General features: G+C 52.8%; 19 protein-coding genes. 9 read left to right on the top strand and 10 right to left on the bottom strand.

Annotated elements, in window-relative coordinates; genetic code table 11:
• Positions 1-192: 192 nt before the first annotated feature.
• Complete coding sequence (gene edd, locus HMPREF1051_RS10830) at positions 193-2028, bottom strand: phosphogluconate dehydratase (protein ID WP_003757974.1); 1836 nt, start codon at positions 2026-2028, stop codon at positions 193-195.
• Positions 2029-2491: 463 nt separating this feature from the next.
• Here edd and zwf point away from each other — a divergent pair, with 463 nt between their 5' ends.
• From zwf to hexR, 4 genes are all read left to right on the top strand, one after another.
• The gene (gene zwf / locus HMPREF1051_RS10825) at positions 2492-3937 is read left to right on the top strand and encodes a glucose-6-phosphate dehydrogenase (RefSeq protein WP_003757970.1); all 1446 of its coding nucleotides are present in this window, start codon (positions 2492-2494) and stop codon (positions 3935-3937) included.
• A gap of 214 nt (positions 3938-4151) precedes the next feature.
• Positions 4152-4847, top strand: a complete 696-nt coding sequence (pgl, locus tag HMPREF1051_RS10820; protein WP_003768580.1) for a 6-phosphogluconolactonase — start codon at positions 4152-4154, stop codon at positions 4845-4847.
• Positions 4828-5829 carry a glucokinase gene (locus HMPREF1051_RS10815; protein WP_003741556.1) on the top strand — a complete coding sequence of 334 codons (1002 nt, stop codon included), beginning with the start codon at positions 4828-4830 and terminating at the stop codon, positions 5827-5829. The genes pgl and HMPREF1051_RS10815 overlap by 20 nt, the downstream gene beginning before the upstream one ends.
• Positions 5830-5878: 49 nt before the next feature.
• Entirely contained in the window at positions 5879-6727 is an 849-nt protein-coding gene (hexR, locus tag HMPREF1051_RS10810) for a DNA-binding transcriptional regulator HexR (protein ID WP_003768591.1), read from the top strand.
• A gap of 24 nt (positions 6728-6751) precedes the next feature.
• On the opposite strand, the gene HMPREF1051_RS15600 is transcribed toward hexR, so the two are convergent.
• Positions 6752-6916 (bottom strand): hypothetical protein, encoded by a 165-nt coding sequence (locus HMPREF1051_RS15600; protein ID WP_003768615.1) that lies wholly within the window; start codon positions 6914-6916, stop codon positions 6752-6754.
• Between the two features lie 133 nt (positions 6917-7049).
• On the opposite strand from HMPREF1051_RS15600, the gene pgi reads away from it, so the two are divergent.
• Positions 7050-8693 (top strand): glucose-6-phosphate isomerase, encoded by a 1644-nt coding sequence (pgi, locus tag HMPREF1051_RS10805; protein WP_003768546.1) that lies wholly within the window; start codon positions 7050-7052, stop codon positions 8691-8693.
• A 176-nt stretch (positions 8694-8869) separates the two neighbouring features.
• Here pgi and imm47 read toward each other — a convergent pair whose 3' ends face one another.
• The 5 genes from imm47 to HMPREF1051_RS10780 all read right to left on the bottom strand — a co-directional run bounded on the left by imm47 (position 8870) and on the right by HMPREF1051_RS10780 (position 13107).
• Positions 8870-9670: an Imm47 family immunity protein gene (gene imm47 / locus HMPREF1051_RS10800; protein WP_003768526.1), complete on the bottom strand. Its 801-nt coding sequence runs from the start codon at positions 9668-9670 to the stop codon at positions 8870-8872.
• Between the two features lie 110 nt (positions 9671-9780).
• Positions 9781-9984, bottom strand: a complete 204-nt coding sequence (locus HMPREF1051_RS10795; RefSeq protein ID WP_003768561.1) for a DUF2788 domain-containing protein — start codon at positions 9982-9984, stop codon at positions 9781-9783.
• A gap of 117 nt (positions 9985-10101) precedes the next feature.
• A complete protein-coding gene (metZ, locus tag HMPREF1051_RS10790; RefSeq protein WP_003768533.1) occupies positions 10102-11271 on the bottom strand; it encodes an O-succinylhomoserine sulfhydrylase in 1170 nt (389 codons plus the stop codon).
• Between the two features lie 324 nt (positions 11272-11595).
• Positions 11596-12186, bottom strand: a complete 591-nt coding sequence (locus tag HMPREF1051_RS10785; RefSeq protein WP_003768539.1) for a DUF3465 domain-containing protein — start codon at positions 12184-12186, stop codon at positions 11596-11598.
• A 108-nt stretch (positions 12187-12294) separates the two neighbouring features.
• Positions 12295-13107, bottom strand: a complete 813-nt coding sequence (locus HMPREF1051_RS10780; protein ID WP_003768530.1) for a hypothetical protein — start codon at positions 13105-13107, stop codon at positions 12295-12297.
• 102 nt (positions 13108-13209) lie between these two features.
• Here HMPREF1051_RS10780 and HMPREF1051_RS10775 point away from each other — a divergent pair, with 102 nt between their 5' ends.
• The 3 genes from HMPREF1051_RS10775 (at position 13210) to HMPREF1051_RS10765 (ending at position 15952) form a co-directional block, all read left to right on the top strand.
• Complete coding sequence (locus tag HMPREF1051_RS10775; RefSeq protein WP_003768589.1) at positions 13210-13461, top strand: NGO1151 family protein; 252 nt, start codon at positions 13210-13212, stop codon at positions 13459-13461.
• Between the two features lie 73 nt (positions 13462-13534).
• On the top strand, positions 13535-14377 hold the full coding sequence (locus tag HMPREF1051_RS10770; RefSeq protein WP_003768540.1) for a basic amino acid ABC transporter substrate-binding protein: 843 nt from the start codon (positions 13535-13537) through the stop codon (positions 14375-14377).
• A 342-nt stretch (positions 14378-14719) separates the two neighbouring features.
• Positions 14720-15952, top strand: a complete 1233-nt coding sequence (locus HMPREF1051_RS10765; RefSeq protein WP_036493044.1) for a multidrug effflux MFS transporter — start codon at positions 14720-14722, stop codon at positions 15950-15952.
• 178 nt (positions 15953-16130) lie between these two features.
• Here HMPREF1051_RS10765 and HMPREF1051_RS10760 read toward each other — a convergent pair whose 3' ends face one another.
• Both HMPREF1051_RS10760 and HMPREF1051_RS10755 read right to left on the bottom strand, forming a co-directional pair.
• Positions 16131-17963, bottom strand: a complete 1833-nt coding sequence (locus HMPREF1051_RS10760) for a PglL family O-oligosaccharyltransferase (RefSeq protein WP_003768597.1) — start codon at positions 17961-17963, stop codon at positions 16131-16133.
• Positions 17963-18325, bottom strand: coding sequence for a DUF2069 domain-containing protein (locus HMPREF1051_RS10755; protein WP_003768527.1), 363 nt, complete (start codon positions 18323-18325; stop codon positions 17963-17965). The genes HMPREF1051_RS10760 and HMPREF1051_RS10755 overlap by 1 nt, the downstream gene beginning before the upstream one ends.
• Before the next feature lie 249 nt (positions 18326-18574).
• On the opposite strand from HMPREF1051_RS10755, the gene HMPREF1051_RS10750 reads away from it, so the two are divergent.
• Positions 18575-19273, top strand: coding sequence for a murein hydrolase activator EnvC family protein (locus HMPREF1051_RS10750; protein WP_003768567.1), 699 nt, complete (start codon positions 18575-18577; stop codon positions 19271-19273).
• A 535-nt stretch (positions 19274-19808) separates the two neighbouring features.
• Here HMPREF1051_RS10750 and yihA read toward each other — a convergent pair.
• On the bottom strand, positions 19809-20370 hold a 562-nt coding region (yihA, locus tag HMPREF1051_RS10740; RefSeq protein WP_003768607.1), incomplete at its 5' end, for a ribosome biogenesis GTP-binding protein YihA/YsxC.

Raw genomic sequence — 20370 nt, 5'->3', positions numbered from 1 at the left:
TCGTTTTTGTTGAGGTCAAACGGGATGGGGGTTTGAGTTTTCAGACGACCTTTGGGGCTGTAGGTCGGATACCCGTATCCGACAAATGCCCCTGATAACGTCGGATTCGAGAATCCGACCTACGTCTGTTTTAAACGGCTTCAATAATTTTTCAGACGACCTTCCGTTTGAAAAGGTCGTCTGAAACGTACATCAGGCAAATTCACCGCCGAAGCTCATGGCACCGGTTTCTGCGCTGCTGGTCATGCTGCGGAAGTTGGCGAAGAGTTCGCGGCCACAGCCTTGTTGGTTGGCGCTCAAGTCGATGTGTTCGACTTCGCGGGCGTTCCATTCGGCTTCGTTAATCAGGACGTTGAGTTCGCCGGTAACGGAGTCGAAGCGGATCAGGTCGCCAGTACGGATTTTGGCAATGTTGCCGCCCATCAGGGCTTCGGGCGTCATGTGGATGGACGCGGGCACTTTGCCGGACGCGCCGGACATACGGCCGTCGGTCAGCAGCGCCACTTTGAAGCCGCGGTCTTGCAGGATGCCCAAAGGCGGGGTCAGTTTGTGCAACTCGGGCATACCGTTGGCGCGCGGGCCTTGGTAGCGGACGACGCAGACGAAATCGCGTTCCAACTCGCCGCGCTCAAACGCCGCCAACACTTCGCGTTGGTCGTTGAACACGATGGCGGGCGCTTCGATGATGCGGCAGCCTTCGCGCACGGCGGACACTTTAATCACGCCGCGTCCGATATTGCCTTTCATTAGGCGCAGACCGCCGTCCGGGGAGAACGGGTTGTCGGCTTTGCGCAGGATGTCGTCGTTGCCGCTGGTTTCGGGGGCTTCGCGCCATTCGAGTTTGCCGTCGATGAGGAAAGGTTCTTTGGTGTAGTGGCGCATACCGTGTCCGACGACGGTATCGACATCGTCGTGCAACAAACCTGCGTCCAGCAATTCGCGGATGACGAAAGGCAGGCCGCCTGCTGCGGTAAAGTGGTTCACGTCGGCTTTGCCGTTGGGGTACACGCGGATGAGCAGCGGGATGATGGAGGAAATTTCGTCAAAGTCGTCCCAGTTCAAAATCACGCCGGCGGCACGTGCCATGGCAACGAGGTGCATGGTGTGGTTGGTCGAGCCGCCGGTCGCCATCAAACCGATCAGGGCGTTGATGAAGGATTTTTCGGTCAACATTTCGCCCAAGGGTTTGATGGTGCCGTTTTTGATGCCGCGTGCGAGGTGTCCGGCGGCGTAGCGGGTCAGGGCTTCGCGCAAATCGGTATAGGGATGAACGAAAGCGGCGGCGGGCAGGTGTACGCCCATCATTTCCATCATCATTTGGTTGGAGTTTGCCGTGCCGTAGAAGGTGCAGGTGCCGGGGCTGTGGTAGGAGCCCATTTCGCTTTCGAGCAAGGCATCACGCCCAACTTTGCCTTCGGCGAAAAGCTGGCGAGTGCGGGCTTTTTCTTTATTGCCAATACCGCTGGACATAGGGCCTGCGGGGACGAAGATGCCCGGAATATGACCGAACGAAAGCGCGCCAATCATCAAACCCGGCACAATTTTGTCGCACACCCCCATAAACAGGCTGCCGTCGAACATTTGGTGCGACAGGCCGATGGCGGTACTCATGGCGATGACGTCGCGGGAGAACAGCGACAATTCCATACCGGCGTAGCCCTGCGTGATGCCGTCGCACATGGCGGGAGTACCGCCGGCGACTTGGGCGGTCGCGCCGTTTTTCTGTGCTTCGTCTTTAATTTGGTCGGGGAAGTCTTTAAACGGCTGGTGTGCGGAAACCATGTCGTTGTAGGCGGTGATGATGCCTAAGTTGGGAACGGTGTCCTGAAGCATTTCGATTTTGATGCTTTTGGGCATGGAGGCGTAGCCGTGCGCCAGGTTGCTGCAACCGAGCTGGTTGCGCTCCAGCCGTCCCATTTGTTTGGCGCTGCGGATTTTCGCCAGATATTTTTCGCGGGTCGGACGGCTGCGCTCGATGATTCGCTCGGTGATTTCGGCGAGCTTGGGGTGGATAGGAGTGGGATTCATGTTCGGTCTCCTGTCGGAAGGGGTGGTATGGGATTTTTGTTTGCGCGTTTCTGATTTTTTGTATTGGGTGTGGGGCGTTCAGCGTTTCAGACGACCTTTCAAACCATGCAAGGGGTCGTCTGAAAGCCTCACTCTATCTATGCAGGCTATTATAATACAAAACCTGTAATTTAGTTACAAAATAATCTGCTAAATGTAAGAAATTTGATTTAAATCGTGATATGCGTCATTTGTGAAAATCTACCAGACCAAACTCATCAAACTTTTAAACTAAGTCAAATAATTTGTAAAAATGAGAATAGACAAAATGTGTAGCCATGTGTAGTATTACTACTCATTAGCCCGCCTGTTTTGAAATTTTGATGCAGGCGATTGGTTTCCATTGCTTTTCTGCCGAAACCGCCCGTCTTTCACGGCATCCGGCGGCGCCGGCACAAGGCCTTCCTCAACGAGAGATAAAACGATGAGTACACAAACAAATTTTGATTTGGTGTTGTTCGGCGCGACCGGCGATTTGGCAATGCGTAAGCTGCTGCCTTGTCTGTATCAGGCGCACGTTGCAGGGTTGCTCAATCCTCAGGGTCGTATTTTAGGTGTCAGCCGCAGCGATTTGGATACGGCGGGCTTTTTGGCAAAAGTGGAAACCAACTCCAAAATCCATGTCAAACAAAACTTTTCAGACGACGCCTGGGCATCGTTCGTCAAACGCATCGAATATTTGAAAGTCGACGTTACCCAAGAAGCCGATTTTGCCGCTTTGGGCGAAAAAGTCAAAGCCCGCAAAGAGACCGACAACGTCATCATCTATCTTTCCACCGCGCCGAAATTCTTCGCGCAAGCCTGTGAAAACCTTGCCAAAGTCGGACTGAACGCCGACAACGCGCGCGTCGTTTTGGAAAAACCGCTGGGTACCGACCTCGCCTCTTCCCAACAAATCAATACCGATGTCGCCCGCTACTTCAAAGAAAGCCAAATCTACCGCATCGACCACTACTTAGGCAAAGAAAGCCTGCAAAACCTGCTGGCGCTGCGTTTTGCCAACGTGATGTTCGAGCCGTTGTGGAACAACAAATACATCGAAAGCGTACAACTGACCATCGCCGAACAGCTCGGTGTGGAAGAGCGCGGCGAGTTCTACGACATTACCGGCGCGCTGCGCGACATGGTGCAAAACCACCTGATGCAAATGCTGTGCATGACTGCGATGGAAGCACCCGCCAGCTTGGATGCCGACGCAGTGCGCGATGAAAAAGTCAAAGTCATCAAATCATTGAAACCGCTGACCATCGAATCCGTCAACGAAAACGTCGTGCGCGGACAATACACCGCCGCCAAAGGCATGAACGGCTATCTTCAAGAAATCAACGTTCCGCAAGACAGCTTCACCGAAACCTACGTCGCCATCAAAGCCGAAATCGAAAACGACCGTTGGAAAGGCGTTCCTTTCTACCTGCGTACTGGCAAACGCATGGCGGGCAAAGTGGCGGAAATCGTATTGAACTTCCGTCCGCTGCAAAACCATATTTTTGAAAACAGCCAAGCCGCGCCAAACCGTTTGGTTATCGAATTGCAGCCGACCGAATCCGTACGCCTCTATACGCAGATGAAAGCACCGGGTGCAGGCAACAAAGTCGAAATCGTGCCGCTGGCAGCCGACTTGGAAAAAGTCCTCGAAGGCCGCCGCGCTGAAGCTTACGAACGCCTGCTGCTGGACGTCATCAACGGCAAGCTCGCCCTCTTCAACCGCCGCGACGAACTCGAAGCCGCTTGGGAATATGTGATGCCGATTTTGGAAAACTGGGCAAGCAACACCACCCCGCCGCATGGCTACGACGCGCATTCATGGGGTCCGGAAGCCGCCCGCGAACTGTTGGCGCGCGACGGACACAAGTGGCACGAAGACCAGTAAAGCCTTTTCAGACGACCTTTGTTTGAAGCGTTCACGGTTCAAAAAGGTCGTCTGAAACCATAAGGCGGCGGATTAGGCGTTTCCGCCGACATTCGCGCTGCCATCGACAATACAGGCTCTCACTTACTTTCCCGCTCACAAACACTGCCTTTCAGACGACCTCCTGCCCCCTTCTTAACAAAAGGTCGTCTGAAAATAGAGAAAGGACACTTTTATGTTCGTTTGGCATGAATACGAAAACGCAGCAGCCGCTTCAGAGGCTTTAGCAGACGCAGTCGCCGCCGCGCTGCAAAACGCGCTGGATAACAAAGGCAGCGCAGTGTTGGCGGTTTCCGGCGGCCGCTCGCCGATTCCCTTCTTCCAAGCCCTGTCGCAAAAAGATTTGGACTGGCAAAAAGTCGGCATCACTTTGGTTGACGAGCGCATCGTGCCGACGACCCACGCCGACAGCAATACCGCCTTGGCGCACGAATACCTGCTGCAAAACAAAGCCGCCGCAGCAACCTGGATTCCCGTTGTCGAAGCGGGCAAAACTGAAACTGAATTACAACCCGACAGCGTCGTTGCCTACGCGCTGAAACATTACAAACAACCTGACGTACTGATTTTGGGCATGGGCAGCGACGGACATACCGCCTCCCTCTTCCCGCAAGCGCCGCAACTGAAGGCAGCCATCAACGAATCAGACGACCCGACCCTCATCCACACCACGCCCGTTACCGCGCCGCACGAGCGCGTCAGCATGACCTTGGGCGCCATCGCCAAAACGGAAAACGTCTTTTTGGCGATTCAGGGCGTGGAGAAAAAAGCCGTGTTCGACAAAGCCGCCGCGCGCGCCGATTTGGAATATCCGACCAGCCTGGTATTGAACCATCAAGGAGTGAACTGCCATGTCTTCTACTCAAACTGATATTCAACAACCCGTCGGCAAAAACTATCCGCGCCTGGTTGCCGATATCGGCGGCACCAACGCCCGCTTCGCGCTCGAAACCGCCCCGCAGCAGATTGAAAAAGCCCAAGTCTTGCCGTGCAAAGACTACGACACCATCGTCGATGCCGCCAAAGCCTATTTGGAACAGGCAGGCGGAGCCGAAGTCCGGCACGCCGCCTTCGCCATCGCCAACCCGATTTTGGGCGACTGGGTGCAAATGACCAACCACCATTGGGCGTTTTCCATCGAAACCACCCGTCAGGCATTGGAGCTGGACACCCTCATCCTCTTGAACGACTTTACCGCGCAGGCATTGGCGGTAACGCAGACTTCAAGCAAAGACCTGATGCAGGTAGGCGGGCATAAACCCATCGAATTCGCCCCCAAAGCCGTCATCGGGCCGGGAACCGGTTTGGGCGTGAGCGGACTGGTGCACAGCCCCGCAGGCTGGGTCGCGCTTGCCGGCGAAGGCGGCCATTCCAGCTTTCCGCCGTTTGACGACATGGAAGTTTTGATTTGGCAGTATGCGAAAAACAAATACGGCCATGTTTCCGCCGAACGCTTCCTCAGCGGCGCAGGTTTGAGCCTGATTTACGAAGCACTCGCCAAACGCGACAAACTGAAAAACTACCGCCTCAAACCGTCCGAAATCACCGAAAAAGCCTTAAGCGGCACATCCCCGCTCTGCCGTCAGACTTTGGACATCTTCTGTGCCATGCTCGGCACGGTTGCCTCCAACCTCGCCCTGACGCTGGGCGCGCGCGGCGGCGTGTATTTGTGCGGCGGCATCATCCCCCGCGTTTTGGAATATTTTAAAACCTCACCTTTCCGCAGCCGCTTTGAAAACAAAGGCCGTTTCGAAGCCTATCTCGCCGCGATTCCCGTCTATGTCGTCTTAAGCGAATTTCCGGGCATCACCGGCGCAGCGGCGGCACTCGACAACCACTTGAAAAACGTTTAATCACACAAGCCGCCCCGACAAGGGGCGGCACACACCGAAGGGCATATTTATGTTAAGCAAAATCAGCGAATCACTGTCAAACCTGTCGGGCGCAGAACGCAAAGTCGCCGAATGCGCCTTGGCGGAACCCAAATGGTTTGTCCATGCCGCCGTCGCCGAAATCGCCGAGCGCGCATCCGTCAGCCAGCCGACCGTCATCCGTTTTTGCCGCAGCCTGGGCTACAAAGGACTGCCCGAGTTCAAACTCGCCCTGTCCGCCAGCATAGGCCACGAAGGTATGCCCTACGTCCATGAAGAGCTCAACGCCGACGACGACATGAGCATCGTTGTCGAAAAAGTATTGGGCAACGCCGCCGCCTCCATTTTGGGCGAACGCCGCTTCCTGAAAGAGTCCGAACTGGAAAACGCCATCGCCACCCTGATGCACGCGCGCCGTGTCGAATTCTACGGCGTCGGCAACTCCGGCATCGTCGCCCAAGATGCGCAACACAAATTCTTCCGCTTCGGCATTTCCACCGTCGCCTACGTCGATACCCACACCCAACTGATGGCAGCCTCCGTCCTGTCCGACCAAGACGTCGTCGTCGCCATTTCCAACACCGGCTCGTCCATCGAGCTTTTAGACGCCGTCAGCATCGCCAAAGAAAACGGCGCATCCGTCATCGCCCTGACCCGCAACGACTCCCCGCTGGCGCAACTTGCCGACTGCGTTTTGAGCATCGCCACACAGGAAAACGCCGAACTCTACACCCCCATGGTTTCCCGCCTGCTGCAACTCGCCGTCATCGACATCCTCGCCATCGGACTCGCCCTGCGCCTGGGCGATGCCGCCAGCCTGCAATTGCAAAAAAGCAAAAAAAGCATACACAACAAACACGTCGATTACGATAAAGACTAAACAATATAGTGGATTAAATTTAAATCAGGACAAGGCGACGAAGCCGCAGACAGTACAGATAGTACGACAAGGCGAGGCAACGCCGTACTGGTTTAAAATTAAGCCACTATACATTTTCAGACGACCCGACATATCCCAAGGTCGTCTGAAAATACCGGCCAAAAAATCAGTGCCGCCGTTTTCCCTCAATGTTGACACCTAACCCAAATAACGGCAGACCCCGCATTCACACCCAACCCTAAAAACGGAAACCCACCCGTTCCCGTTTCAGACGACCTCGCGGCCGTTTTCCCACAAAACCGTCCAACCTCAGGAGCATCCGATGAAACACCTTCACGACTTACCGGCTTGGTCAAAATTATGGATACATTTTGACGAAACCAAAGAACAACACATGCGCGAAATGTTCGATCAAGACCCGCAGCGTGCCGAACGCTACTGGCTGCAAGTCGGCGGACTGACGCTGGATTACTCCAAAAACCGCATCAACGACGAAACCATGGCACTGTTGTTCGAGCTTGCCCGTGAAGCCGGCGTACCCGAACGCATGCAGCAGATGTTCCGTGGCGAAAAAATCAACACCACCGAAAACCGCGCCGTCCTCCACGTCGCCCTGCGCAACCGCACCAACTCCCCCATCGTCGTTGACGGCGAAGACGTCATGCCCAAAGTCAACCACGTCCTCCAACGCATGGGCGAATTTGCACACGAAGTCCGCAGCGGCAGCTGGTTAGGCTATACCAACCAAGTCATCACCGACATCGTCAACATCGGCATCGGCGGCTCCGACCTCGGCCCGCTGATGATGTGTACCGCGCTCAAACCCTTCGGACACCCCCGCCTCAACATGCACTTCGTCTCCAACGTGGACGGCTCCCAACTGCGCGACGTATTGTCCAAAGTCCACCCCGAGACCACCCTCTTCATCATCGCCTCCAAAACCTTCACCACCCAAGAAACCCTCACCAACGCCCTGACCGCGCGCAAATGGTTCCTTGACCATGCAGGCGACGAAGCCGCCGTCGCCAAACACTTCGTCGCCGTCTCCACCAACCAAAAAGCCGTTGCCGAGTTCGGCATCGACACCGCCAACATGTTCGAATTTTGGGACTGGGTCGGCGGACGATACAGCCTATGGTCAGCCATCGGCCTGCCCATCATGCTCTATTTGGGCGAAGAAAACTTCATCGAAATGCTCAACGGCGCGCACCTGATGGACCAACACTTCATCAACACCCCGCTCGAGCGCAACATGCCCGTCATCCTTGCCCTCATCGGCATCTGGTACATCAACTACTACGGCGGCGGCAGCCACGTCATCGCCCCCTACGACCAACACCTCCACCGCCTGCCCAAATTCATCCAGCAGCTCGACATGGAGAGCAACGGCAAACAAGTTACCCTCGACGGCAAAGCAGTCGGCTACGAAACCTCCCCGATTATTTGGGGTGAAACCGGCATCAACGGTCAGCACGCCTTCTTCCAACTGCTGCACCAAGGCACCCACATCACCCCGATCGACCTCATCGCCTCGCTTGAAAAACGCAGCAACCTGCGCGGCCACCACGAAATCCTGCTCGCCAACGTCTTCGCCCAAGCCGAAGCCTTCATGCGCGGCAAAACCCCCGACGAAGTCCGCGCCGAACTCAAAGCCCAAGGCATGGAAGCAGAGCGCATCGAAGAGCTGGTTCCGCACAAAACCTTCTCCGGCAACCGCCCGACCAACCTCATCCTCATGGACAAAATCAACCCCCGCAACATGGGCAGCCTGATTGCCATGTACGAACACAAAACCTTCGTCCAAGGCATCATCTGGGGCATCAACAGCTTCGACCAATGGGGTGTCGAACTCGGCAAACAGCTCGCCAAAACCATCCTCGCCGAGCTGACCGGCGAAACCGGCGTACAAAAACACGACAGCTCCACCACCCGCCTGATCAATCTTTATCTGAACGCCAACAAATAAAGACAGCCCCATCAGGACAAAAGGTCGTCTGAAAACCCAGATTCAAGGTTTTCAGACGACCTTTTTGTCTGACAGAGTTGATAAATATAGCAGGAATTCAAATAAGGAATAACGGCAGCATGGCGGTTTGCCATTGAAGCTGCCATGCATTTATGGATAGTAACATTCCTTCCGTTTTATAAATTTTCAACGGGGTGTCCATAAAAATACTTCATACCCTCTATCCAGTTTTTTTCGGCTAACCGATCAATATAGCCAATCATCAAATCAAGCTCATTTCTCGAGATGACCGCATCAGTATCAACCGGAATTTTTTCGCCCGTAAAGATAGATAAAAGAGAAGATTGGACATAGAGATTATATTTTTCCCTCTTTTGTGCGGCAACATATAGAGCAGTCATAATTTCTTGCGTCAATAAACCGGGGAAGGCGGGAGAGGCCTTATAGTAATAACAATCTGAATCTATGGTTTTTATCTTATCCAGATATAAATTTCCTACATCATCCAAGGTTGCGTTTTCCGATAATGTTGAATGATAGTTGAGGAAAATATCCAACGCATCTTTTATCGCTATTTCTAAATTACTGTCAAAGCCATCCCATTGCCCCCACAACGCTAAAAGATATGGAATGACTTGGTATGACATTGTTGCCGTTGCGCCGACAACGAAGGTAAAGGCACCAAATGACGATGCGGAATCCAAAAAACGCAAATTCCCAATGTTTTGCAAATCATCGTGTGTACACACCGAACAAAACAGCCTAATACACAAATTTAATACCGTTTTATCTTTTGTTTGGTTCATCAGGTCGACTAAAAGGTTTTTGACGGAAAAGTCTCCTTTTTTCATGATTTCGACAATGAGCAATATACGTTCGCGTTCTTCCTGAACCGAAAGCAAGCTGCTCTTTAGTTCATCCAAACTCATCTGATTGACTTTGCCATACCAAATTCCGGGCAGTAATACTTCAATCATGTACCAAGTTCCTATCTTAAACTTTGCTGTCAAAATGCAAAGGTCGTCTGAAAAAGCCCGTATCCGGGGTTTTCAGACGACCTTTCCCTTATTCTTCTTTGTTTGCCGCCTCAAGGCAGGGCAATGAATTTAATCAGCACTTCTTTGAAAATAAAGCCGAATACGCCCAAGCCCAATACCAGGAACAAAATCGCGATGCCGAATTTGCCCGCCTTGGATTCTTTGCCCAAGTTCCAGACGATAAAGCCCAAGAAAATAACCAGTCCGGTCAGACAGATTTTCATCGCCCAATCGGAAAATTCCGCTTCACTCATAATTGATTTCCTTATTTGATGTTGTGTGTATTTTAATGTTTTCAGACGACCTTTGAAACGCCAAGAGGTCGTCTGAAATGTAATGGTTCAGCAAATGCCGTCTGTCGGGCGTTTGGCTTAACGCGCCAACGCCTGTTTCAAATCGTCAATCAAATCATCGACGTATTCCAAACCGACGGACAGGCGCACCAGTCCGGGGCGGATATTGGCGGCGAGTTTTTCTTCGGGCTGCATCCTGCCGTGTGTGGTTGTCCACGGGTGGGTAATGGTCGAGCGCACGTCGCCGAGGTTGGCGGTACGGGAGAAGAGTTCGACGCTGTCGACGATTTTCCACGCGGCGTCAGTGTCGGCGACTTCAAAGCCGATGACGATGCCGCCGCCGTTTTGCTGTTTGCGGATAAGCTCCGCCTGCGGATGATCGGGCAATCCGGTGTAGTAAACGGCTTGAACCTGCGGCTGCGCTTGCAGCCATTGGGCGATTTTCAGGGCGTTGTCGAACTGTTTTTCCATACGCAGCGACAGTGTTTCCACGCCGCTCAACAATTGCCATGCATTAAACGGCGACATTGCCAGCCCGCAAGAGTTGCAGTAAACGGCGACCTGCGTCATCAATTCTTCCGAACCCGCCAACACGCCGCCCATCACGCGTCCGTGTCCGTCGATGGCTTTGGTTGCGGAGGAAACGGAAATATCGGCGCCGTGTTTCAAAGGCTGCGAGCCGACGGGCGACAGCAGACTGTTGTCCACCACCAAAAGCGCGCCGATGCTGTGCGCCAATTCTGCCAAGGCTTCCAAGTCGGCCACTTCGCCCAAGGGGTTGGACGGGGTTTCCAAAAACAGCAGTTTGGTGTTGGCTTTGACGGCGGCTTTCCATTCGTCCACATCGGTCGGCGACACATGGCTCACTTCGATGCCGAATTTGGTGACGATGTTGTTGATAAAGCCGACGGTCGTGCCGAACAGGCTGCGGCTGGAAATCACATGATCGCCCGCCTGCAGGAAGGTGAAAAACGCCGCCTGAATCGCGGACATACCGGTCGAAGTGGCGACCGCGCGTTCTGCGCCTTCTAAGGCGGCGATGCGTTTTTCAAAGGCGGCTGTGGTCGGATTGGCAGTACGGGTATAAGTGAACCCTTTGATTTTTTTGGAAAACAAATCGGCGGCGTGTTGGGCGTTGTCCCACATGAAGCTGCTGGTGAGGAACAATGCCTGATTGTGTTCGCGGTATTCGGTTTGCTCTTTGCCGCCGCGTATGGCGAGCGTCTGTGGGTGGAGTTTTTTACTCATTTGTTTTCCAATCTTGTTCAGCAGGTTTGTTTGATGTCTTATAGTGGATTAACTTTAAACCAGGACGGCGTTACCTCGCCTTAGCTCAAAGAGAACGATTCTCTAAGGTGCTGAAGCACCAAGTGAATCGGTTCCGTACTATCTGTACTGTCTGCGGCTTCGTCGCCTTGTCCTGATTTAGTTAATCCACTATAAATAAGAGAAGCCATAGGTTAACTTGTTAACATTTTGCGCTTATTTGCGCCGTCTTTCAAGTTTGGCGGCGAATGGCAAAAGGTCGTCTGAAAACGTTTTTCAGACGACCTTTTGCAATCGTTCCAAGCTTTATTGATAGACCCGCCCGTCGTGTTCCAGCCAGCCGTCGGCATGGCGGCCTGCGGGGTCGTGGTGCGTCCAATGGAGGACGCCGCCCTGTTCCGACCATTCGTATTCGCCGTAGAAGCCGACTTTATCGCCTTTTTTCAAGCCTTTGATTTTGTCGGCGAGATCGATGTTGTGCGCCACTAAAAGCGTTTGCCCGCTGGACAGTTTCAAGATAAAACGCTGATGGCGCGTGCCTTGGTTGTCATCGGGCAGCGTTTTGAGAACCGTGCCTGCGCCTTTCACCTGAATATCACTTTTTTGGTTTTCAAAGGCTTGCTGCAATATTTGTTCCGCGCTGCCCTGCCCTGCTTGGCGGTCGGATTTCGGCTGCTTGGGTTGCGACTTTTTGGATTCAGACTGTTCGGATTGGCGTTTTTCCGCCTGGGTTTGGGGCTGCGTTTGGGTTGGTACGGCATCCGCCGCCTGACCTTGCCGCCCCTGCTGCATTTTTTGATAACCGACTACCACGGCGGCAACAATCAATATCCAAATCCATTTGTTTTTGTTCATAAAATCCACGCCCAAAAAAATGCCCGACGGTTCATCGGGCATAAATTATTTGAAAGGAGTTAAATCACGATAACGTGAGCCGCCATTATATACAAAACCGGCGGAAAAATCAGCATTTTCAGTCCGATACCTGAAGCGGCGGCTGCGTTATCACGCTTTTTTGTTCCCCTGACTGTATTTCATTTCGTATTTGATGTCGTTCAGGATTTTTTTCACGTTGTAATCCAAAAGCTGTTCCACCAAATCGGGCGCCTGTTCGCTGAGGGTTTGTTGGAGCTGGTAGGTAAACAGCGCCATTTGTTTCTGCACGGCGGTGCGTATCATGCCGTTGACGGCATCGGCGACGTGCGGGCGCAGGCGTTTGATTAAACGCTCGCTCAGGTCTTGCTCGGAAATGCAGAACACTTCCCTGCGGTTGATGACCTGCGGGTTTAATACGTTGATATGGACGGTAATCGGCGGCGTTTCTTCTTTGGGGTCGTCTGAAACCTGCTCTTGCGCCTGCGGATTTTCGTTTTCAGACGACGTTGCCTCTGCTTTTGCAGGCGCGTCAAATTCGACTGTTTTACGTTTCGGATTCAGCCAAACCGTGCGCGTGGACTCGATTTGCCTGTCGGACGCGCTCATTTGCAGCGAAGACTGCGCGTTCAGCCAGTTTTCCTGCAAAATCACCATCGCATCGGTCTCCGCCGTTTCAGCGGCTTCTTCCTCCAGCATGGCGTTGTGTTCCTCCTGCCATTTGCGTAGATATTCCGTCAACACGGCATCGCGGTTGGCATCGTCGAGCTTGACCGACTTGGCTTTGGGCCTCTGCTCGAAGGCGGGCTCTTGAGATTCGCGCACCAAAGGCGCGTGTGTGTAAGGTGCATTCAATTGGCGGGTTTGCCGCAGCTTTTCCAAGCGGCTTTCCCAATCCAGGCTTTCATCCGTTTGTTGTGGCGTATCGGGACGATTCGTATCCATTTTTAGCTTTCGTTCTTCCGTTGTGTCATTTCATTTCACGCGCATAGCGAATGCCGTGATTTGCTATAATGCGGTATTTTAACAGATTCCCAGGAACACATCATGAGCAGCATCGAACAACGCCTCGAATATTTGGAAGAAGCCAACGATGTTTTGCGTATGCAGAACCACGTCCTCGCCACCGCCCTCAAAGGCCTGATCCGTTCGCTGCCGTCCGACATGGCAAACGAAGCCGTCGAGTCCATCCAGCTTGCCTTTGAAGACGCGCTCGCCGAATTGAACTACGAAGACAGCCCGCATACCGACCTCTTCCATGACGTAACCTACGCTTTTTTCCGCGAAAAAGACCACTAACGCGTAGCGACTTCCCCAAACCGTGTTAAACTATCCGTTTATTTATTAATATCCGTAAAGAAGGAACCTCCCCATGAACATGAAAAAATGGATTGCAGCCGCCCTCGCCTGCTCCGCGCTGGCACTCTCCGCCTGCGGCGGCCAAAGCAAAGACGCTTCCTCGTCAGCCCCTAAAGCCGACAAAGTGTACCGCGTCGCCGCCAACGCCGAATTCGCCCCTTTCGAATCATTGGATTCCGCCGGCAACGTTGAAGGTTTCGACGTCGATTTGATGAACGCGATGGCAAAAGCCGGCGGATTCAAAGTCGAATTCAAACACCAGCCTTGGGACAGCCTCTTCCCCGCACTCAAAAACGGTGATACGGATATCGTCATCTCCGGCGTAACCATTACCGACGAGCGCAAGCAGTCCATGGATTTCACCGACCCTTATTTTGAAATTACCCAAGTCGTCCTCGTTCCCAAAGGTAAAAAAGTCGCCTCTTCAGACGACCTCAAAAACATGGCGAAAGTCGGCGTCGTTACCGGACAAACCGGCGACTTCTCCGTTTCCAAACTCTTGGGCAACGACAATCCTAAAATCGCCCGCTTCGAGAGCGTTCCCTTGGTCATCAAAGAGCTGGAAAACGGCGGCGTGGATGCCGTGGTCAGTGACAGTGCGGTCATCGCCAACTATGTGAAAAACAACCCGACCAAAAGCATGGACTTCATCACCCTGCCTGATTTCACGATTGAAAACTACGGCATAGCCGCACGCAAAGGCGACGAAGCGACCGTCAAAATGCTGAACGAAGCGCTGAAAAAAGTACGCGACAGTGGCGAATACGACAAAATCCACGCCAAATACTTCGCCAAAGAAGGCGATAAAGCGGCAGCCGCCAGCCAAGCAGCCAGCCAACCTGAAGCAGCCAAATAATCTGTTTCAACGTTCTTAAGCAATAAGAAAGGTCGTCTGAAAGCCTGTATCGCGGGTTTCAGACGACCTTTTATAGTGGATTAAATTTAAACCAGTACGGCGTTGCCTCGCCTTAGCTCAAAGAGAACGATTCTCTAAGGTGCTGAAGCACCAAGTGAATCGGTTCCGTACTATCTGTACTGTCTGCGGCTTCGTCGCCTTGTCCTGATTTAGTTAATCCACTATATGTCGGATTCCGTTCCGAAGGCAGTATTGGGAGGCTTGGCCCTACCCTCGTTATCCGATAGCCAAGTCTTTCCGAACCAAGCCGCCGCAGAAATTCAAACACACAGAAAGTCCCTTATGTCCCAATCCACACCCGCCCCACTGGGCGAAAAGCAAATGGCGGTTTTGATGGCGATGTTGGTTGCCCTGATGCCGTTTTCGGTTGATGCCTACCTGCCCGCCATTCCAGAAATGGCGCAGTCGTTGAGTACGGATATCCACCGCATTGAGCAGAGTTTGGTTTTGTTTATGTTCGGCGTGGCGTTCGGTCAGATTGCCGGTGGTGCGGTTTCGGACATCAAGGGACGCAGACCTGTGGCTTTGTTCGGTTTGAGCATTTATTTTGCGGCCGTTGTCGCGCTGACGATGGTGCAGTCGGTGGACGGGCTGTTGAACCTGCGCGCCGTACAGGCGTTCGGGGCGGGGATGACGGTGGTCATCGTCGGAGCGATGGTGCGCGATTATTATTCGGGCAGGCAGGCGGCGCAGATGTTTGCCTTAATCGGCATTATCCTGATGGTCGTACCGCTGATTGCGCCTATGTTCGGCTCGATGTTGCAGGATTTGGGCGGCTGGCGTTTTATTTTCGGCTTTTTAGCAGCGTATTCGTTTGTTTTGTTCATCTTGGTGTTTACTTTCCTGCCGCGTCCGAAGCAGACGGGTAAAATCAGGATGGACATTTTCGGACTGGTGGCGGGCAGGTTTGCCAGAGTGCTGAAAACGCGGGCGGCGATGGGCTATCTGTTTTTTCAGGCATTCAGCTTTGCGTCGATGTTTGCATTTTTGACGGAATCGTCTTTTGTTTACCAAAAACTGTACCATGTGACGCCGCACCAATATTCTTGGGCCTTTGCGCTGAACGTCCTTACGATGGCTTCGTTCAACCGCATCACGGCATGGCGGCTGAAAACGGGGGCGCACCCGCAAAGTATTTTGAAATGGGGCATTATCGTGCAGTTTGTGGCAAACCTGACGATGGTGCTGTTGGTCGTATCGATGGGGCTGCCACCGATGTGGGCTTTGGTGCCATGCGTAATGTTTTCGGTAGGCACGCAAGGCTTGGTCGGCGCAAACACACAAGCTTGCTTTATGGCTTATTTCAAGCAGGAAAGCGCCAGCGCAAATGGGGTATTGGGCGCGTTCCAATCCATCATCGGCGCAAGCGTGGGGCTGTTGGCGACGCGGCTGCACAATGGTTCTGCGTTGGTGATGGCGGGCATGATGCTGGCTTCGACGGCGTGCGGGATTGTGTTGCTTTGGCTCTGCTCGCATCAGGCTTGGAAAGAAAACGATAAAAGCGAATATGTGTGAATATAGTGGATTAACTTTAAACCAGTACGGCGTTGCCTCGCCTTGCCGTACTATCTGTACTGTCTGCGGCTTCGTCGCCTTGTCCTGATTTAAATTTAATCCACTATAATAAATAACAAAAGGTCGTCTGAAACCTTGAAATCGGGTTTCAGACGACCTTTTTACATCAGCCTATTGCTTATGGCACGACATCGCAAGACTTCGCTTTTTCGTGCTTAGGCGCGTTGACGAAATCTTTGCAGTCCGCCAGCAGCTTGGGCAAAAGCGGTTGGAACACGGGATGGCTGCGCAGCTTGCCCGCGTAAAACGACATCATGTACGGATAATAATACTGCATCGCCTGCATCCATTTCGCACCCTCTTCCTTCTTGCCTTGCCGGTAGAGGTACAGCGCCACCTGATAAGCGTTGGAATACGGGCGGTAAGACAAGGAATCAATCGCCGCCTTCTCCGCCCAAGGTTTGACCTGCATATCGGTCGGCTCGGCACGGCGGGTCAGGCTGAGGTCGGCATAATAAGCCAGCATCGGGCTGGTTTCGGAAATATGGCGCAAACCGTTAATCTTCCGCCCCGCCATCTCCGTACTTTCATTTTTCGGAATCCGGCTGTAATCGACCAAATCGGTATACGTCCAGCCCATATGCAGCAGCCCGCCGATAATCAGCAACGTAGCAAGCCCGCCCGCCCAATTGCGACCGCGCATCCAAGCGAGGTCGTCTGAAACGTCTTCATAACGTGCCGGCGCGAGTGCGAACATCAACACAAACGGCGTCAGGAAATAGATATACCACAATGGGTACTCCAACATACTGTGGCACATACTGACGGCAACCATAGACAGCAGCAGCAGCGAAGCCGGATGGTAAGGACGCACCAGCATCCGCCACAGCCCCGCAAGCATCGTCAGGGCAACCAATACCGTACCGACCAGCCCGACTTCGGAGAGCAGTTGTAAAACAATATTGTGCGAATGGGTAAACAACACGCCTAAGATATTATTCGGGAAATACTGCTGCTCCGCATTAATCCAGAAAGTCTGTTGGGCAAAGCTGTTCCAACCGTGTCCGAACCAAGGTGCGGACAAAAAGGCAGTCCAGGCCTTACGCCATTCAATCTGACGCATCGAGCCTTCAAAACCGCTGTTTCCGGCGCGTTCAACCGCCGTTTCATATTGACCGTTGCCCAGCAGCTCCAAAATCGAACCCATCGCAAATTGAAATACCGCCACCAGCGCGACCGTCAGGAAAAATATCCGCACCAGCCTCGCAGAATCCCGTCCCGCACGCCAACGCCACACGGGCAAAATCAACGCCACGCCGGCCACATAGCCCAGAATCGTGCGCGAGTTGACCAAGCCCAAGACAGCCGTCATCAGGAAAACCAACAAAAATCCCAGCCAGCCCGGCATTTTGCGGGTTGACCACAAATAAGCCGCCGCCAAAACACCCCACATCAAATAATGCCCGAGGTGGTTGCGCTGCCCAAGCTGACCGCTGACCTCTTTTCCGCTATACACAATCATGCTGCGCAGGAAACCAAGATCGTACCAGCCCTTAAACTGTATAAACGCAATCGCAGCCTGCAGCAACGTACCAAACAGCAGCGACCACGCAAACACCGTCACAATGCGTTCCTGCCCGTAAGCCGCCACCCAACCACGGCAAGCCCATACCGCCAACGCCAGAATGATAAACGTCCACATCACCATATCGTTCATGCCGACGTAAATCAAATCCATCATCCGCGCCTGAAGCCACCAAAATACCGCCAAAACCAGCAAACCGACGGCCGCCTTAGGCAGGCGCACGCTCAACAAACCCTTATACGCCGTCACCAACACCAGCATCAACGCACCCAGCAGCGAAGCCGCTTCCAGATAAAAACTTGACAACGGACCCACGCGGTAGAAGGACAAAAACGGCGCGGCGCATATCCACAAGAAACAGCACCACAAAGGCAACAAACGTCTGTCCCATTCACTCTTAAGGTCGTCTGAAAAACGCATAAACATTATTTTCCCGCCTTTCTCTGCTGCTTCACAAAAGCCAGGCATGCAACAAAAAACACCAAACACGCCGTCAACGATAAAGCGGCACACACCACCTCGGCAGCACCCGCATTAAACAAACGCATCACCGCCTCGGCAAAATAAATCAAAATCAACATAGAACTATACTGGTAAGTATAAACTTTACCCTTCAAAATACCCGACAACGGCAGGCACAAAGGCAAAGCCTTCAGCGCCAGCCACGAACCGCCGCTGCGCAAAGGCGCAATCCACAGCTCCCACGATAAAGAAAGGACAATCAAAAAAATCAAGCTGCCGCAAGCAGCCAGATAAGGCAAAGAAGATTTATGAGAAGAAGTATTCACGGATAAAGTTCAACAGGCATCGCGCCGAGTGTAAAATGCAGGATTATACCGAAAACCGAAACAGCCGTTGCAGCCCGACCGTTTCAGACGACCCCGGGCTACCGTCAGCATCCGTCGTATTGCTTTTCAAACTGCCCGACGAATCAAAAAGATATCCCGTCAGGCAGCCGAACATCCCGAAAAAATCCCCAAACAGGTTGAACCTTCACGCCTGCCCATAATCCTACTGATTTATTCTTTTGGTTCTCTATGAAAACAAACCATACCCTATCTTTCAAAACCGCAATTCTCCGTTTGTCCGCATTAGGCTTGGCATTCACGCTTGCCGCGTGTGCCGGCGGCCCATCCACCGGCCCCGTACCCGACGGCTACTACCGCGTCAAACCGGGCGACACCCTCAGCCAAATCGCCAAACGCTACGGACAAAACGTCAACACCTTGGCATCATGGAACAATCTGAACAACGCCTCACAAATCGAAGTCGGACAAGTCTTGCGCGTCCGTAAAAACGCCGCCAACCGCCCCCGTTCCGGCAGTACCGACATCAGCAGCGCCAGAACCGTCGCCCCCGTCAACCGCCTAACCCTGCAATGGCCGGTCGACAACGGCAAAAATTCCATCATCCGCAGCTACGACAACGCGACCAACAAAGGCATCGACATCGGCGGCACACTTGGACAAAGCGTCAAATCCGCAGCAGCCGGAACCGTCCTCTACGTCGGCGAAGAAGTGCGCGGCTACGGCAAACTGATTCTCATCAGCCACAGCGACTTCTCCATCACCGCCTACGCACACAACGACACCATTCTGGTTCAAAAAGACCAAAAAGTCGCAGCAGGCCAGCCGATTGCCACCATGGGCAATAGCGACACAGACGGCGTCAAACTGCATTTCGAAGTCCGCATGAACGGCAAAGCCGTCGACCCCATGCAGTACCTGCCCGGCTGATCCACATCCTAATAAAACCCAAACCAAGCCGCAGCCCGATTCCGACAAACGGATTACAGGTCGTCTGAAATGCGAAAACGCTTCTGTTTTAAGAGACAGAAGCGTTTTTTACAATTTGGCATTCTCGAGGAGATGCTGATGTGCCTAATGGCTACGCCTTGCCCAATCCCCCTTACTAACCTTTACAGGGAAGATATCCTCAAAACTCAAAACATATAGTGGATTAACTTTAAACCAGTACGGCGTTGCCTCGCCTTGGCTCAAAGAGAACGATTCTCTAAGGTGCTGAAGCACCAAGTGAATCGGTTCCGTACTATCCGTACTGTCTGCGGCTTCGTCGCCTTGTCCTGATTTGAATTTAATCCACTATAAAAACAACAAGGTCGTCTGAAACATGATCCAACATTTTCAGACGACCTTTTCGGATTTATCTATTTCAAAACAACATACACAGCAGCAAGATGATTTTGTTCCCTTACCCTGCAAGACAATAAACGGATTTGCGTCCCGTCAATGCAGATAATACTACGACCGATTACAATGACTCGGAATTTTCCGGATTTCCGATATTCAAGTTGTCCATTTCTTCTTGATGCGTAGCAAACCATTCTCCGACGACTTGGTTAACTTCTTCTATGCCTTGCTTTTTAAGGCTGGAAAACAGTTGTACGCTGATGCGTTGACGGGTCATATAGGGCTTGAGCGATTTTTTGACTGCGCCTAAAGTTTTGATTTGCTCGTTTTTCGACAGCTTGTCGGCTTTCGACAACAAAATATGCACAGGACGGCCGGTGATGTGGAAAAAGTCCAGCATCCGCAAATCCAGCTCTTTCAATGGGTGGCGTGCATCCATAATCAACACCAAGCCGATGAGCTGACGCCGTTGTTGGAGGTAGTCGCCCAAGAGTTTGACCCAATGCGTGCGGATGGCTTCGGGAACTTGTGCATAGCCGTAACCCGGCAAATCGACCATAAAGCTGCCGTTGCTCAATTCGAAAAAATTGATGTGTTGTGTTCGTCCCGGCGTTTTGGAAACGTAAGCGAGCCGGACATGGTTGGTCAGGGTATTGATCGCGCTGGATTTACCTGCGTTGCTT

The organism is Neisseria sicca VK64 (assembly GCF_000260655.1).
GTDB lineage: Bacteria > Pseudomonadota > Gammaproteobacteria > Burkholderiales > Neisseriaceae > Neisseria > Neisseria sicca_B.
The sequence above is the reverse complement of the archived record's forward strand: the minus strand, read 5'-3'. Positions and strand labels throughout refer to the sequence as shown.